The sequence below is a fragment of the Paeniglutamicibacter cryotolerans genome (assembly GCF_014190875.1).
Taxonomy (GTDB): Bacteria; Actinomycetota; Actinomycetes; order Actinomycetales; family Micrococcaceae; genus Paeniglutamicibacter; species Paeniglutamicibacter cryotolerans.
In genome coordinates this window covers 907,867-923,311 of record NZ_JACHVS010000002.1, presented here as the reverse complement: position 1 = coordinate 923,311, position 15,445 = coordinate 907,867, and the positions used below count along the sequence as shown (strand labels likewise).

Genomic DNA, 15,445 nt, shown 5'->3' with positions numbered 1-15,445 from the left:
CCCGTTCGGACCGCTGGATCCACCCGGACGGGAACCGGGGCATCTCGGGCGCCCGTCCCGTCCCTCAAATCCCGCAGCCCAGGGGCGATAGGCTTGTTCCCGTGCATCGGCGATTGCGGTGCCCACCATAGCCACCTTGGAGCAGCCGAGCATGACCAGCACACCGATGACCATCACCTGGGATGAAGCAGGAGAAACCCGCAGCGCGCTCTGGCACTCCTCCAACGGCGCCCCGGCACCCCGGCGCATCGTCGTGGCCGATGACACCCTCACCGCCCAGGACGCGTACAAGCTGGCGACCGGCGGAACGGCGATGCTCTGGCGCGGGGACTACCACAATGCCCGCCAACTGCTTGGGGCGATGGCGCGCCGTGTGCCGGACCCGGCGAAGGCCAAGCGTGGCGCGGCACCCGCCACCGTCGCCCAGGACTTCTACAGGTACCGCCAGGGGCGCACCCACCGTGCCCGCATCCTCTCGATGCTGCTGGTGCCCGTGGACCCCGGGCCCGTCGTTGCCCTGCGCCGTGCCCCGGACGTCACCGTGGCCTGGCTCAACGCCTTCGGCCCGGTCGCCGAACCGGTACTCGTCTCGCTACAGGAGCTGCTCGGTGCCATCGGTGCCCAACAGTGGCGCACCACCGGACTGCACATCGATGCGCTGGATGCCAAGATCCACCCGCACTACGGCACCTTCGCCCCGGTGCGCGGGGAATACCTGAACCTCGTGGCCCAGGCCGACCTGCACGGCGCCGACACGGCGTTCGACATCGGAACCGGCACCGGAGTGCTCGCTGCCATCCTTGCCCGCCGCGGCATCAAGCACGTCATTGCCACGGACAGCCAGGCCCGGGCCATCGCCTGTGCCACCGAACTGTTCCAAACCCTCGCCCTGGATGGCCGGGCCACGGCCATTGAGCAGGACATGTTCCCGGCGGGGCGTGCCCAGCTCGTGGTCTGCAACCCGCCCTGGCTTCCGGGCACCCCGCAGACGCTGCTCGACTATGCCGTATACGACCCCAAGTCGACCATGCTGCGTGCCTTCCTGGCCGGGTTGCCGGATCACCTGAACGATGGCGGCGAGGGCTGGCTGATCATCTCCGACCTGGCTGAACGGCTTGGGCTGCGCACCCGCGAGGAACTTCTGGGCTGGATTGCCGATGCCGGACTCGAGGTCGTTGGGCGGGCGGATACCGTTCCTACCCACGGACGGGCGGCGGATGCCGATGACCCGTTCCACGCCGCACGGTCAGCGGAGATCACTTCCTTGTGGAAGCTGCGCGCGACGTAGCCGCTTCCCGAAGGGGCCGGCGGATGGGCCGATCCTTGAGGCCGCAGGCCGGGTCCTTCCGGTGGTTTGAGGCACGCGAGAACTTTTTCGTGGACCGGAGGCCCGTGCGGATAACTCCGTTCACCTGAGTCGTCGTGGCCGAATGGGGAGAAGTGTCCATCGCTTTAGGGCATGAATTGTACATATCCCCGACCGGTGGAAATTAGACTGGTAGCAATCGGCGGTTTCCGGGTGTAGTTCCATGCCCGGAGCCCGCCCCGCCAACTGGTCTCTGAGGGGTAACATGTCGCGCGCTTTGGGCAGCAAATACACGCTGGGGGAGAGCCTCGGCCGAGGCGCCATGGGCGAGGCCTTCCGGGGCACCGACCACCAGGGGAACAAGCTGGCCTTCAAGCTGCTGCACGCCGAATTGGCGCGGGACCCCGAGCTTGTCGAGCGCTTCGTGCGGGAGCGTTCCATTTTGTTGGCCCTGCGCGGCGAAAACCTCGTTCAGGTACGGGACCTGGTCATCGAGGGTGACACCCTGGCCATCGTCATGGACCTGGTGAGCGGAGGCGACCTGCGCGCGGCCATCACCCGGCAGGGATCCTTCACTCCCGGCGAGGTCTGCCGGTTGGGCGCCGGGATCGCCCGTGGACTGGAGACTGTGCATGGCACCGGGATCATCCACCGCGACATCAAGCCGGCCAACATCCTGCTCGGCGGATCCGAGGGGGCGCCCGTTCCTCAGCTGAGCGACTTCGGCATCTCCTCGTTGATCGACGATGCGCACATGCGCAGCACCACGGTCGTGGGAACGCCGCAATACATTGCCCCGGAGGTCGCCGCCGGGCACTCGGCCGTCCCGGCCTCCGACCTCTACGCGCTGGGCATCGTGTTGTACGAACTGTCGGTCGGGGTCACGCCCTTTGCCGGAGGATCGGTCATGGCGGTGCTGCTGCGCCATGGGACCACCCTGGCCGCCCGCCCCGAGGGGATCCCGGACCCGCTCTGGAACCTGATCTGCCTGCTCTTGGCCAAGGAGCCGGCCCAGCGGCCGGCTGACGCCCGCACCACGGCAGAGGCGCTGGAGGCACTTCGGGGGCAGCTGGCCGGGCTGCCGGCCGCCCCGCGGCTGGCCCACCCGCTGGATCCGGTGCCGCTGAGCGGGGTCACCCCGACCGGTGCGGTGGCCATGCCGGCGGCAGCCTCGGGCCCGGGAGTGGCCCTGGCCCCGCCTCCGCCCGAATCATCGGCATCTTCCCCGGTCCCCACTTCCTTCCTGCCGCCGAATCCTCCGGGGCCGGGACTGGTCAAGGCCTATGCCTCCATCGCCGAACCGGCCGATTCGATGGATGGCTCCGGCGCTGCGACGACTGTACGGGGCGGCCTGAAGCCACCGGTCCAGGGCATCGCGCCTGTTGCTCACACGGCGAACCAAACTGCGGAGCCGGGCTCGCGCACAGCGCTCTTCGTGGTCCTGGCCCTGGTGCTGGCCATCGTGCTTGCCGGAGCAGGCATCCTCTTTTGGTACCTCAACGGAAACCGGGAAGCCCCGGGCACCGAAGTCGCTTCCGGTGCGACTCCTGCTGCCGCTCCCACCACCCTGCCGCAGCCATCGGATGACGCAACGCCTTCGGCAGCGCCTTCCGCCGCGGTGACCGCGCCCGATCTCAAGGGCAAGACCGAGGCTGAAGCCCGTGCGCTGCTGCCTGCCGGAATCAAGCTCAGCATCACCCAGACAACGAGCCTGGATGTCCCGGCAGGCCAGATCAGTGCACAGGACCCGGAATCCGGCCAGCCACTGGGCGACTCCATGGAGCTCACCGTGGAATTCGGGCTGACCCCCGATTCCCCGGCGGCGGCGCCGCTTCCTGTCCCTGTGCAGGGAGCATGGCTGTCCATCGATGGGGCGGATTTGCGCGGTCAATCCCACAACACGGTGCTGGGTGCGCCGATCTGTGCCACCGATGCTCCACAAAGCGGCAAAATCGTCTACGACCTGGACGGGAAGTACTCGTCCTTCTCCGCGACGGTTGCCCTGGTCGACGCGGCACATGACGGCGGCACCGAGGCTCACATCGACGCCGTGGTCGACGGCAATGTCTATGACAGTGCCACCATCAACGACATCTCCTTCCGAGAATGGGACATCGACCTTGTCGGGGCCAAGAAACTCGAATTCGATTGGGAGCGGGGCCAGTGCGGTGGCACCTCGTCGGTGCTTGGAATGGGCAGCCCGGTCTTTGTGCCATCCGATCAGTGATTTCGACGGCCTGAAACCTTGAGAACTCCGCGGGGCTCGGAATCGCTTCGTCAAGAAGGGCACGGCAGGAATGTGCGCCGGTGGTCGAGTGCGGTGGCAAGACTTTAAGCGGGTACCTTCCCGGGGCTCGGGGGCAGGGACTGCTGGCATCGACTGGGTCGGGTAGGAATCCGTTGTGGCGTTGTGGCGTTGTGGCGTTGTGGCGTTGGGCCCCGGTGCCGCCACCCTGATGCCAGATCTCCGATGGTTGCCTAGTGTGCATGCGCATGTCCGAGGGCCAGGGATGGCCTCAGGCCTTCCCTTCGCGTGCGTGGCTAGGGTTCATCGTTTTCCCCTGCTGGGAGACCTGGTGCCCGGCGCGAAGCGGCCCAGCCGATACTAGGCAGGCAGGTAGTGGCCCGGGATGAGGACGATTCCACGAATGGGTGACTTCCGTGGGTCCCCACGGCCAAAGACGGGGTGCTCACGCTGCGTGTGCCGGGCCTGCGAAAGGCCGCGCCCCGCGTGTTCAGTGCAGTCGCCAGTGGACCGGTACTTGACGGTTCACCGCTGGCCGCCATCAAAAACCGGGTTCAGGTCGAGATGCCCCACCAGCCGGGCAAGCTGGTGACGGCCGACCCGGGAACCAAGGGGAAGTATGCGAGCGAGTTATCCGCCGATCCGGAAAAGTCGATCAAGGTGGCCGGATCCGCGGGCAGAGCGATGTGGGGACCTATCGGCAGATCGAGCTGCGCGTGAAGACCGATCCGGGCGTGTGCAACGTGCGCTTCACGATGCTGCTGCGGGATACGGCGGGCCTCGACGGCAAACACCCAAAACGTCGCCCGATTCGATGTGGACGGCACCGTGGTCGCCCGGGATCCGAAGCTGGCCGAAAAGGTCGCAACGTGAGCGTTCCGGTGACCAGCTCGTCTACCCGCAACGCCCGGGTCAGCAGCATGCCGGGCAGGCGGTGGCCGTAACGCCCCGGGCTTCGGGTCCCGCACTCAAGAGCGGCTGTGCAGTGAGCAGCCGGGTCAACCACGTCGTTCCCGGTGCAGGAGCGGAAGCGAAATCCTCCGCCACGGCGCTGGTGGTGCCGATCAACGTCGCGGCCGATTCGAGGACCACGAGGATCGACATTCCGAGCCGCTCATTGGCGCAACTCGGTGCAGGGCACACCCTGGAATTCCAGAGCGAACCCGCTGGCCTGTTCGTGAAATAGCCCATCGTGCTGCGTGCACCAGCGGCATCCGATGGGGGCAGGGTAGCCGGGGCGCCTCGGGGCAGCAGCGCGCGCCCCGAGGAAAAACCGGGCGCTTAGCCGGCCTGGCGTTCGTGCGGGTCGGTGGGCAGCTCGTCCATGTCCCCGTACCAGCCCAAGCCCGGGTAGCGCTCGTTGAAGGATTCGAGGATCGGTTCGTCGCAGCGCCGCCCTGCCCCCGAAGGGTCAAGGATCATGTCCTGCACCACGATCCTGGCAAGCTCCGCGGGCGAGGGGTCCGGATCGAAGGCGGCCGCCAGCCGGTTCAACTCCAGCACCTGTCCTGTCGCCGCCACCTGCCCTGCCTCCTGGTAGACGATCACGATCCAGGCCCCTCCGATCCCTTCGGTCTCGAGGATGGGCGCTCGCCGGTCGGTGTCCAGCTCGCGGGCGCTGGAGAGCAGCTCGTCGGTGAATGCGGCGAATTCCTCGGCGCGGGAGAAATCGAGGTTTTCCATGCTCATCCGATTCCGACGTAGGCGGTGGTGCAGCGTTCTTGGGCCATGCGGGCGTGGTGCTCCTCGGAACCGGCGGCTATGGAGGCGTCGGCCCAGGCCCGGCTGGAGCCCTCCATGAACTCCAGCGCGGCGGGATCCTTGATCCAGCCGGTGGTTTCCGGGGGGACGCTCGCGCCCTGGAAGAGGTGCTGCGCCAGTCCCAACAGGGCCAAGTCCCAGCCGATGCCGATCGCCCCGGGCCCGTATTCGGGGTAGACCTCCCCGTCGATGTCGCAGACGTGCTCCAGGCGCAGCGTGGTGGCATCCTCCCGCGCGTCCAGGCGCACACCGACCCGGCTGAGCTCGCCCTCGTACTCCCAGCTGACCGAGAAGCCCAGCGGCGCCTGGCAGCGTTCGATGGTGCCCGTGGCATTATTGGCAATCGCGTAGGTGCCTCCGGCGCGCAGGTCCCCACCGACGACGGCAAACCATTGCGCCAGCCGGCCTGCATCGCTCAGTGCCGGCCAGAGGTCCCGCGCGGCCAGCGGATGGTCCTGGGAGAGGATGACGGAATAGCGAGACTGGCCCTCCTCGTTGCTGAAAACCACGGTTCGGGTGACGGCGGCCAGCTGGGCCGGCGCGTCGATCGATCCTGCAGCTCCCATGGGCACCTCCCCTCCATGGGTGAGCCTAGCCCCGCAGGCCCCTCGGTGTCACCCGTTTGACGCCGAGGGCCAGCAGCCCGTCCAGCGCCAGCGCCAGCGCCGTGACAAGTACGGCGCCGACCAGCACCCGGGCGTAGTCGTAGAGTGCGAGCCCGTCGAAGATGTATCGCCCCAGGCCGCCGAGGTTCACGTAGGCGGCGATGGCGGCGGTGGCCACGACCTGCAGCACGGCGGCGCGCAGCCCGCCCAGGATCAGCGGCAGCGCAATCGGCGTCTCGACCTGGATGATGATGCGCGATTCCTTCATGCCCATGGCGCGGGCCGCATCCACGGTGTCCGGATCGACGTTGGCGATTCCGGCATACACGCCCGCCAGGATCGGCGGGATTGCGATCAGTACCAGGGCCAGCATCGGGGCGATCAGCCCCAGGCCCAGCAGCAGCACCATCAGGGTCATGATGCCCAGCGAGGGTAGCGCGCGCAACACGTTGGACAACGTGACTACCACCAGCCGGCCGCGGCCGGTGTGCCCGACCACCAGCCCGATCGGAAACGCGATGAGCGCTGCGATGCACACGGCCAGCAGCGAGTACCAGAGGTGCTCGGCCAGGCGGGTGGCGATTCCCTCGGGCCCCACCCAGTTGGCGCCGTCGGCGAAGTATGCGAGCATGCCGGTGATCATCGACGGCCCCCGAAGCCGGCAGTGCGTGGAACTGCCGAACGGGCCGCCCGCACCCAGGGGGTCAGCAGGAAGGCGGCGATGGCGATGATCCGGTCGAAGACCAGCGCCAACGCCAGGACCATGATGATGCCGGCCAGGATTTCATCCGGGTAGTCGCGCTGGTAGCCGGCGGTGAACAGCTGGCCCAGCCCGCCGACGCCGATCACCGCGCCCACGGACACCAGCGACACGTTGGTGACGGCGGCGACGCGCAACCCGGCGGCCAGCGTCGGGATGGCCAGCGGCAGGTCGATCAGCAGCCGGCGCCGCACGGTCGAATAGCCCATGGCCTCGGCGGCGGCCAGCGCGTCGGCCGGTACCGCATCCAGCGAGTCGAAGACGGTACGTATCAGCAGCGATGCCGAGTACAGGCTCAGCGCGATGACGACGTTCAGCGGGTTCAGGATGCCCGTGCCCAGCAGTGAGGGGATGATCACGAACAGGGCCAGCGAGGGAACGGTGAACATCGCGCTGGCCAGCACCGTGGCGATGGTTCGGGGTCGGGGCCTGTTGCCCAGCGCCAATCCGAGCAGCAGGGCGACAATGAGCCCGATGACCGTCGGGGCGAACGACAGGTAGGCGTGTTCGACCGTCAGCTCCCAGGCTGAGGGGAAGTTGTTGATCAGCCAGTTCATGGCCGTCCGCCGGACACGCCACCGGTGGCCACGCCAGGGGAGGGGGTCAGCAGCGGAGTCAGTAGTGCCAGGTTCACCACGGCGGGCGGGACGCCGGGATCCAGCACCAGCGCCAGGCCGTGGGGTGAGGCGAGCACCGCGTCCAGGGCCTTGCGCAGGGTGTCGGCGCGAGATACCGAGCCGGTGACCCGCAACGCGGTACCGTCCGGCGCTCGCCAGCTGCCCCGGCGCTCGCCGGATGCCCCGGCATGCTCCAGCTCGAGTGACCATCCCGGGGCCAGCGTTCCGAGATCGATGGCCCCGTCGCTGCCGGCGGCGGGAAGGGGTACCGGGTCGATCCCGGCCAGGGGTGCGAAGGACAGCGCGCGGAAGCCGCGGTCCTTGGCGACCAGCGAGGCGACGAACTCGTCGGCCGGTCGGGTCAGGACGGTGCGGGCATCGGCGTGCTGGGCCAGCACGCCGCCCGGTGCCATCACGGCGATCCGGTCGCCCAGCAGCAACGCCTCATCGATGTCGTGGGTGACCATCACGATGGTCTTGCCCAATTGCGCCTGCAGGTCCAACATCTGGCGCTGCAACCCATCGCGGACGATCGGGTCCACGGCGGAGAACGGTTCGTCCATGAGCAGGATCGGCGGATCGGCCGCCAGCGCCCGGGCTACCCCGACGCGCTGGATTTGGCCGCCGGAGAGCTGTGCCGGATAGCGTTCGGCCAGCGCCGCCTCCAGCCCCACCCGTTCCATGGCGGCCAGCGCCTTGGTCCGGCCCGTTCGGCGCGAGTCTCCCTTGAGCCGCAGGACGGCCGCCACGTTGTCCGCTACGGTGCGGTGCGGGAAGAGCCCGGCGTTCTGCAGCACGTAGCCAATGCCCAGGCGCAGCGAGACCGGACGGATGCCGGCCACATCCCTCCCGTTCACCAGGACGCGTCCGGAGCTCGGCGCCACCATCCGGTTGATCATCCGCATCGAGGTGGTCTTCCCGCAGCCGCTGGGGCCCACCAGCACGGTGAATGAACCCTCCTCGATCTCCAGGTCCAGCCCTTCAACTGCCCGGGTGCCATCCGGGTAGACCTTTGACACTCCCTCGAACCGAATCACCTGGCGACCCCTCGGCGAGTGCTCGGTAGCGCTGGAACGTACATGAAAATCCCCTCAATCGGGCCGAAAAATGCCCCCGCCCCACGGGCGGACAAACAACAACCATACATGTTCGAAACTATGTTCGATTTGATCCGACTACTTGCCCTTGACCAGTCCCTGCTCGGTCAACCACTGCTCGGCAGCGGCCGCCGGCTCCAGCTTCTGCGAACCGGAAACCCACCCGTTCAACTTGAGCAGCTCCTCCGTGGTCAACTTCGCCGATACGGCATCGATTGCCGACACTGCGGCATCGCTCAACTTATCCTTGCCCGCCACCGGCACCACATTCTGCGCCGGGAAATTCTGCTTCGGATCCTCCAGCACCACCAGGTCGTTATCGGTGATGTCCGTGCTCGTCGTGAACACGTTCGCCGCGGTGATCTTCCCGGCCAGCAACGCCTTCACCGACGCCGGCCCGCCATCGGCGAACGGCACGAACTTCGAGGGCACCACGCCGTAGTGATCCTTCAGGCCAGGCAAGCCCACCGGGCGCTCCTTGAACTCCGGCGGGGCACCAAGTATCAACTGGTCATTGTGTGCCGCCAGGTCCCCGATCGTCTTCAGGTTCCACTTATCGGCCGTCTCCCGGGTCACCGCCACCGAGTCCTTGTCCTGCGCCGACGCCGGGGTCAGCGCCACCAGCCCCTTGGCAGCCAACGCACCCGGCAGCTCCTTCTCGATCGCCTCCGGGGTCGACACGTCGGCCTGCGGATCCAAGAACAGCAGCAGGTTACCCGTGTAGTCGGGAAGCAGGTTGATCGATCCCTGCGTCAGCGCCGGGATGTAGGCCTCACGCGAACCGATGTTGAACTTCGTCTCCACCTTCACCCCGGCATCCTCCAACGCCAGTGCATAGAGGTTCCCGATGATCTCCGACTCGGTGAAGTTGGCCGAGGAAACGATCACCGTACCGCTGTCGGTCCCCGACGCCGGGGCCGGAGCAGCCGTTGGATTGGAACAACCGGACAACATCAACCCGGTGGCCAACACTGTGGCCGTACCGATGAGGACTGGATTCAATTTCACGATGGACCTGGTTTCGTATCGGCGGCAAACGGTAGAAGGACCAGGGGGACCGTAAAATCGGGTCCCCGCGGCGCCCATCAACCCATCGTTGCCTACATGGGCTGTGCCCGCAATAAAAATGACGGCGTGTTGTCGATCGATGTTCGAACCATATTCGAATCCCACAGGCCCAGGCAACGGCACTATCCCTCCACAGGCCACACCACGGAACCGCCCGGATAGCGGCGCCACACACCCCTGACCGGCCACCCCCACCTCGAGCGGGCACCCCACCCACCATGGGAGAAGCACACCACCGCGCGCACACCGGAAAGGACACCATGAACCACAACCAATACCTTGGAGCCGCCGGAGAAGCCATCGCCGCCGAATACCTGCAACACCGCGGCATGCGCATCCTTGCCACCAACTGGCGCTGCAGCCAGGGCGAACTGGACATCATCGCCGAACACCGCGGCAGCATCATCGCAGTAGAGGTCAAGACCCGTACCAGTACCGACTACGGCCACCCCGCCCAAGCCGTCACCGCCGCCAAACTCCGCCGACTTTGCGTACTCACCCGCTGCTGGTGCCGGGAAAACCACAGGAGCTGGACCGGCGCCCGCATCGACGTCATAGCCATCCTGCTGCACCAGGGCACCAAACCGCACCTGGAACACTACAAGGGGGTAGAAGCATGAGCCTCGGCCGCGCGCTCGCCGTCGGACTACTCGGACTCAACGGCCACCTCGTCGAAGTGGAAGCCGACATCGGAGGCGGTCTGCCCGCCTTCGTCCTGCTCGGCCTACCCGACGCTGCCCTCAACGAGGCCCGCGAACGCATCCGCTCCGCAGCCCGCAACTCGGGCGTGCCCCTCAGCGCCAGGCGCATCACCGTCAATCTCATCCCCGCCACCATCCACAAACGCGGCTCCGGCTACGACTTGGCCATCATCGTCGCGGCACTCACCGCCGCAGGAGACATCCACCCGCCACCGGACGTGCTCTACCTCGCCGAACTCGGACTCGACGGCTCCCTTCGTCCCGTACCCGGCATCCTCCCTTCCGTCATGGCAGCAGTCGCCACAGGGATACGCACCATCGTCGTCGCAGCGCAGAACCACGCAGAAGCGGCACTGGTCCCCGGGGCAAACATCCGCTCCTACCAGCACCTCTCACCCCTGCTGCTCGACTTCGGGGCCGACCCGCTCAGCGTCAACCCACCCACGCACCGCCACCAAAACCCCGAAACCACCAACCGGACCAACAACATGGATACCGGGATGCTCCCCGAACCCGACCTCTGCGACGTCGCCGGACAACCCCAAGGACGCCTCGCATTGGAAATCGCAGCAGCCGGGGCCCACCACCTCCTCCTCACCGGCCCACCAGGGGCAGGCAAGACCATGCTCGCCGAACGACTGCCTTCCCTCCTGCCCGACCTCAGCGACAAACAAGCCATGGAAACCACCGCTGTCCACTCACTGGCCTCCGGTGCCGGAGCACTGAACAAACTCATCCGCCGACCACCCTTCGAATCCCCGCACCATTCCGCCTCCATGGCAGCCATCATCGGGGGAGGCGCCGGTATCCCACGCCCCGGAGCGGCATCCCGCGCTAACCACGGCATCCTCTTCCTCGACGAAGCACCCGAATTCACGGCCCGCACCCTCGACGCCCTGCGCCAACCACTTGAATCCGGAACACTTACCCTGCACCGCGCCGGGGGAACAGCAACCTACCCCGCACGCTTCCAACTCGTCATGGCTGCAAACCCCTGCCCCTGCGGACGCAACCTCGGCAAGGGCACCGAATGCACCTGTACGCCCATGGCGAGACGCCGATACCACGCCAGGCTCTCCGGCCCCCTACTGGACCGCATCGACATGCAACTCTTCGTCCCCCGGCTGGACACCGCCCACCTCGCCACCACCACACCCTCCGAAAACTCAGCATCCGTGGCCCTCCGCGTTCAAGACGCCCGCCTCCGCCAACACCAACGCCTCGCACCCTACCGGCTCACCACCAACGCCCAAGTCCCCGGCTCCATCCTCCGGCACGAACTTGCACTCCCACCGGACACACTTGCTCCACTCACCCGGGGAGCGGAACACTACCGACTCTCCGCACGCGGCTACGACAGGGTCCTGCGCATCGCCTGGACCATCGCCGACCTCGCCGAACATGCACGTCCAACCCGCGGAGACCTCGACATAGCCCTCCAGCTTCGCCAACACGGCAAGGGCGACATCGGGTAGGGACGACAACACCACGGGTAAGCAAACCAAAACAGGGAATACGGAAACCCCGGAAGGACTCACCCAGGCAGACCACACCCAATAGCCGGCAACCATCGCCAGCGCTCGCCGACCGACAAGCCATGAGCACACAAGACGCCACACACTGAAAGGACGCCACACCATGACCAAGACCAAACCCGCCTTCAAGCCCACCCAAATTGCACGAGCCGGTCTCAGCAAGATCATCGAACCCAACGACCCCACCGGCTCCGCCCTCGTCGCCATTGCCGGACCCATCGAGGCCTACCGCATCATCACCACCTACACCGGAACCACCCCACCTACCGAACAGCAGCAAGTCAGCGAATTCCTCGACGACACTGAAACGCCACGGGCAGACCGCAAACTCGACGCAGGACTCGAGCGATGGAAAGCACGCGCCGCGCTCGCCGACCCGGCCCACGACCTGGATACCATGGCGCTGCTTGGCGGTGGGATGCTCACGCCCGAAGACGAGGAGTGGCCCGAACAATTTGATGCCCTTGGTCCGGCGGCACCCCTGGCCCTCTGGTGGCGGGGCAACGGAAATGTCGGAATACTCAGCCACCCCGAACGCCTTCTCGCAGTTGTCGGCAGCCGTGACGCCACCGAATACGGACGACAGGTCACCTCTGACATCGTCAGCGGGGTCGTGGGGCGCGGCATCACCGTGCTCTCCGGCGGCGCCTACGGCATCGATGCCTGCGCCCACGCTGCAGCGTTGGATGCCGGTCGGCTTGGTGTTGAAGACGGGGTACCAGCCTTCCCTCCCACCATCGCCGTCATGGCCGGGGGATTGGACCGCTACTACCCGGAGGGCAATACCGAACTGCTACGCAGTATCCAACGCGCGGCACTGATCATTGCCGAAGTTGCCCCGGGAACCACCCCGACCCGATGGAGGTTCCTGGCCCGCAACAGGGTCATAGCCGCCCTTTGTGCCGGAACCCTTGTCACCGAGGCACGGTGGCGCTCCGGGGCCCTGTCCACAGCACGCCACGCTGCTGGCATCGGGCGCGAGCTGGGTGCCGTACCTGGTTCTATCTACTCGGCGAACTCCGCGGGATGCCATCGTCTGCTGCGTGAGGCGGCAGCCATTCCCGTCACCGACGCAGCCGAAGCGCTGGAACTGATCAAGGTCTCCGCCCCGGCGACGTCCGGCGGCACGGCAGATGAAGACATCCGCGACTACGACGGGCTCAACGTCCAGGACCTGCTCCTTCTCGATGCGCTGCCCAACAATCGGCCACGGTCCCCGGACGAACTGGCTGCCACGGCCGGGCTGGGAATCGGCGCCGTCTTGGGAGGTCTCAGCCGGCTGGCTGGGCGGGGACTGGCACGCTCCACCGGCGAGGCGTGGAGTCGCGCCTACCCCGGTTAGTTACCAGACCGGCGTGGTGCGGTGTCTCCGGGCGAAGCCCGGGGCAAGCTGGAGGGGTGCAACAACCACATGCAGCTCCCACACCGGTTCCTTCCATCGTGATGCCCGACGCATTCGTCTCGGCGATGAACGGATTCGAGAGGTACCAGCGCCTGGAACGAGCACGCAGTGAACACACGTTGCGTGCCTACCGTTCAGACCTTGAAAACCTGCTGCGGGAATGCGCCTCCCGTCAGGTGACGACGGTGGAAGGCATTGATCTGACGTTGCTGCGCCTGTGGATGGGCGGACTGCAGGAATTGGGTCTATCACGTTCCACCCTGGCCCGCCGATCGGCCACCGCCCGAACCTTCTTCGGCTGGGCCCGCAGGGAGGGCTTGGTCGCCATCGATCCTGCCAGCCGGCTGCGTTCACCGGTCCCGGACCAGAAGCTGCCCCATGTGTTGCAACGCCAACAAGTTGATCGGTTGCTTCAGGTCCGCACGGTTGCCCAGGTAGATGGAGCCTCCGGGCAACCTAGCGTCGAACAGAAGGCCGTCCGTGACCGTGATCATGCGCTCCTGGAGCTGCTTTACGCCACGGGCATCCGCGTGGGTGAACTGGTGACACTCGACCTGGAATCGGTAGACCATGACCGGAGGACCCTGAGGGTATTGGGCAAGGGAGATAAGGAGCGGACCGTGCCGTTTGGACAGCCGGCCCTGAACGCACTTGACGACTGGCTCCGGCGCGGCCGGGGCGTGCTTGCCGTTGCGGGAAGCGGTAGCGCTCTTTTTCTGGGTGTCCGCGGAGGCCGCCTCGGTCAACGTCAGGTGCGTGAAATCGTGTCCAAGGCGTTAGAGGAGCTCGGCGACACGGCGGCGCGAGGACCCCACGCCCTGCGCCATACGGCAGCGACACACCTGCTTGATGGTGGAGCGGACTTGCGCGCCGTGCAGGAGTATCTTGGCCACAGCTCCCTTGCCACGACCCAGCGCTACACGCATGTTTCGGTGGAGCGGTTGCGAGAAAGCTACCAGCGGGCCCATCCGCGGGCTTGATCCGATGGTGAGCACTTCCGTACCGCCGCGTGTCGGCACGGAAGTGCAGAGACAAGTAAGGTCGTTCGCCTTTCACGGCCCGGACACTCCCCGCAGCTTTCGTCTCTGCGCAACCACGTATCGACCGATTAGGGCTGCAGCAGTCATCAACCAGGACATCGACGAACTGGTCATGAACGATTCCGGTGGGACGCTTTTCGACCTGCTTGAGGTGTCGACCGTAGGTGCCGTTGCCTACGATGGCCGGACGATTGAAGCGGTACGGACCTCCACGAGTGACGTTCGTCGATTCTCGGATTACTTCCACAACAACAAGACGCGTGCTGGGGAAACGCCGAAATGGGTGGTCGCCCCCAGCGGACGGCAGATGCCGTGCAGTGGAGGGTCCCTGACGTCGTTGGGGTGGAGGCCTCACGCCCGAGCGGAATCCGTCACCGGGATTTTATGGGGATTAACTTCAATTGGAAGCTCAACCGGACCATGGATGTTCCGCATGATGAGACCGTGCACACGCTTGATGAGGAACTCAAGGGCGCTCTGGAATCCCAGTCGCGCTCAAATGATCCACGTCCCAGCTTCGACCCTCCACGTAAGGCCTTGGAAACGATCCGGGACTCGCTGGTTTTGGAAACGGGTACTTCGAATCCTCGGGTTTGGTTCTATCGAAACGAATGCCTGGTTGTTGATTTCCGCACTCGAGGACGACGGGTGGCATTTGATATTGCGGAGAAAGGCTCCTGTATCGAAATTTCGGTACTGGGCAGGGACGCCACTTCGGTCGCCTGCATGGAGATGGTCTACGAGGACTTGACTAATGCTCGGCCCATTTCAAGTACTCGTTGGTTCGTTAAATTAGTCCGTGGGACAGTTCACCGGATGCCGTTGCCGAAATAATTCAGTTCCACTGCAGTTTGCTCTTCGGCGACGAGCACAACTAGCGGCATCCAGTCGGATGTGGCACGGTTTCACGATCGATTTGGGGCTGTGTTGTGGAGTCCCTCGGCATCGGCGGTGTCACGAGGCAGGGGGATTTCGGCAAGTGGGCCAGTCGACGCCGGTAGCTCACGAACGGGGTGCCCGGAACTGGGCCCCGTTCCCCATGACCCCGTGTCACGGCCTATGGTACGGGCCCCGCTCTCGGCATGCGCAGCGAGTCCTTGCTTAGTCATGAATCCGGGGCATGGCTTACCTTTACTGATGCCAAGGTAGGGGACAGGGCGGCCTGATGGGGATTTCGGGACGCCGCGCGGTTCCCTGTCGACGGTAGGCGCTGGCATTGGGGTGCGCAATCAGGCAGAATGAATCAGGTGACAAGCCGTTGTTCCGATAGATAGCTGTGGTCGTTGGGGAAGACGTACCAACAGCAAC

General features: G+C 66.0%; 14 protein-coding genes. 8 read left to right on the top strand and 6 right to left on the bottom strand.

Annotated elements, in window-relative coordinates; translation table 11 throughout:
* The first annotated feature begins 151 nt into the window (after positions 1-151).
* From E9229_RS17420 to E9229_RS17405, 4 genes are all read left to right on the top strand, one after another.
* Complete coding sequence (locus tag E9229_RS17420) at positions 152-1,288, top strand: methyltransferase (RefSeq protein WP_183512920.1); 1,137 nt, start codon at positions 152-154, stop codon at positions 1,286-1,288.
* 283 nt (positions 1,289-1,571) lie between these two features.
* Positions 1,572-3,533: a serine/threonine-protein kinase gene (locus tag E9229_RS17415; protein ID WP_183512919.1), complete on the top strand. Its 1,962-nt coding sequence runs from the start codon at positions 1,572-1,574 to the stop codon at positions 3,531-3,533.
* 459 nt (positions 3,534-3,992) lie between these two features.
* Positions 3,993-4,271 (top strand): hypothetical protein, encoded by a 279-nt coding sequence (locus E9229_RS17410; RefSeq protein ID WP_183512918.1) that lies wholly within the window; start codon positions 3,993-3,995, stop codon positions 4,269-4,271.
* 265 nt (positions 4,272-4,536) lie between these two features.
* Complete coding sequence (locus E9229_RS17405; RefSeq protein ID WP_183512917.1) at positions 4,537-4,737, top strand: hypothetical protein; 201 nt, start codon at positions 4,537-4,539, stop codon at positions 4,735-4,737.
* A 95-nt stretch (positions 4,738-4,832) separates the two neighbouring features.
* On the opposite strand, the gene E9229_RS17400 is transcribed toward E9229_RS17405, so the two are convergent.
* The 6 genes from E9229_RS17400 to E9229_RS17375 all read right to left on the bottom strand — a co-directional run bounded on the left by E9229_RS17400 (position 4,833) and on the right by E9229_RS17375 (position 9,399).
* Positions 4,833-5,240 carry a hypothetical protein gene (locus E9229_RS17400; RefSeq protein WP_183512916.1) on the bottom strand — a complete coding sequence of 136 codons (408 nt, stop codon included), beginning with the start codon at positions 5,238-5,240 and terminating at the stop codon, positions 4,833-4,835.
* Positions 5,237-5,878, bottom strand: coding sequence for an SRPBCC domain-containing protein (locus E9229_RS17395; protein ID WP_183512915.1), 642 nt, complete (start codon positions 5,876-5,878; stop codon positions 5,237-5,239). The genes E9229_RS17400 and E9229_RS17395 overlap by 4 nt, the downstream gene beginning before the upstream one ends.
* 25 nt (positions 5,879-5,903) lie before the next feature.
* The gene (locus E9229_RS17390; RefSeq protein ID WP_246380841.1) at positions 5,904-6,548 is read right to left on the bottom strand and encodes an ABC transporter permease; all 645 of its coding nucleotides are present in this window, start codon (positions 6,546-6,548) and stop codon (positions 5,904-5,906) included.
* Between the two features lie 8 nt (positions 6,549-6,556).
* Positions 6,557-7,234: an ABC transporter permease gene (locus E9229_RS17385; RefSeq protein WP_183512913.1), complete on the bottom strand. Its 678-nt coding sequence runs from the start codon at positions 7,232-7,234 to the stop codon at positions 6,557-6,559.
* A complete protein-coding gene (locus E9229_RS17380) occupies positions 7,231-8,331 on the bottom strand; it encodes an ABC transporter ATP-binding protein (RefSeq protein ID WP_183512912.1) in 1,101 nt (366 codons plus the stop codon). Before E9229_RS17380 ends, E9229_RS17385 begins: the two co-directional genes overlap by 4 nt.
* 138 nt (positions 8,332-8,469) lie before the next feature.
* Complete coding sequence (locus E9229_RS17375) at positions 8,470-9,399, bottom strand: ABC transporter substrate-binding protein (RefSeq protein WP_312855748.1); 930 nt, start codon at positions 9,397-9,399, stop codon at positions 8,470-8,472.
* A gap of 320 nt (positions 9,400-9,719) precedes the next feature.
* Between E9229_RS17375 and E9229_RS17370 the strand changes: the two genes are divergently transcribed.
* The 4 genes from E9229_RS17370 (at position 9,720) to E9229_RS17355 (ending at position 14,077) form a co-directional block, all read left to right on the top strand.
* Positions 9,720-10,079, top strand: a complete 360-nt coding sequence (locus E9229_RS17370) for a YraN family protein (protein ID WP_183512911.1) — start codon at positions 9,720-9,722, stop codon at positions 10,077-10,079.
* Positions 10,076-11,635 carry a YifB family Mg chelatase-like AAA ATPase gene (locus E9229_RS17365; protein ID WP_183512910.1) on the top strand — a complete coding sequence of 520 codons (1,560 nt, stop codon included), beginning with the start codon at positions 10,076-10,078 and terminating at the stop codon, positions 11,633-11,635. Before E9229_RS17370 ends, E9229_RS17365 begins: the two co-directional genes overlap by 4 nt.
* Before the next feature lie 163 nt (positions 11,636-11,798).
* Positions 11,799-13,037 (top strand): DNA-processing protein DprA, encoded by a 1,239-nt coding sequence (locus E9229_RS17360; protein WP_183512909.1) that lies wholly within the window; start codon positions 11,799-11,801, stop codon positions 13,035-13,037.
* A 125-nt stretch (positions 13,038-13,162) separates the two neighbouring features.
* Positions 13,163-14,077, top strand: coding sequence for a tyrosine recombinase XerC (locus tag E9229_RS17355; protein ID WP_183513141.1), 915 nt, complete (start codon positions 13,163-13,165; stop codon positions 14,075-14,077).
* Positions 14,078-15,445: the final 1,368 nt, after the last annotated feature.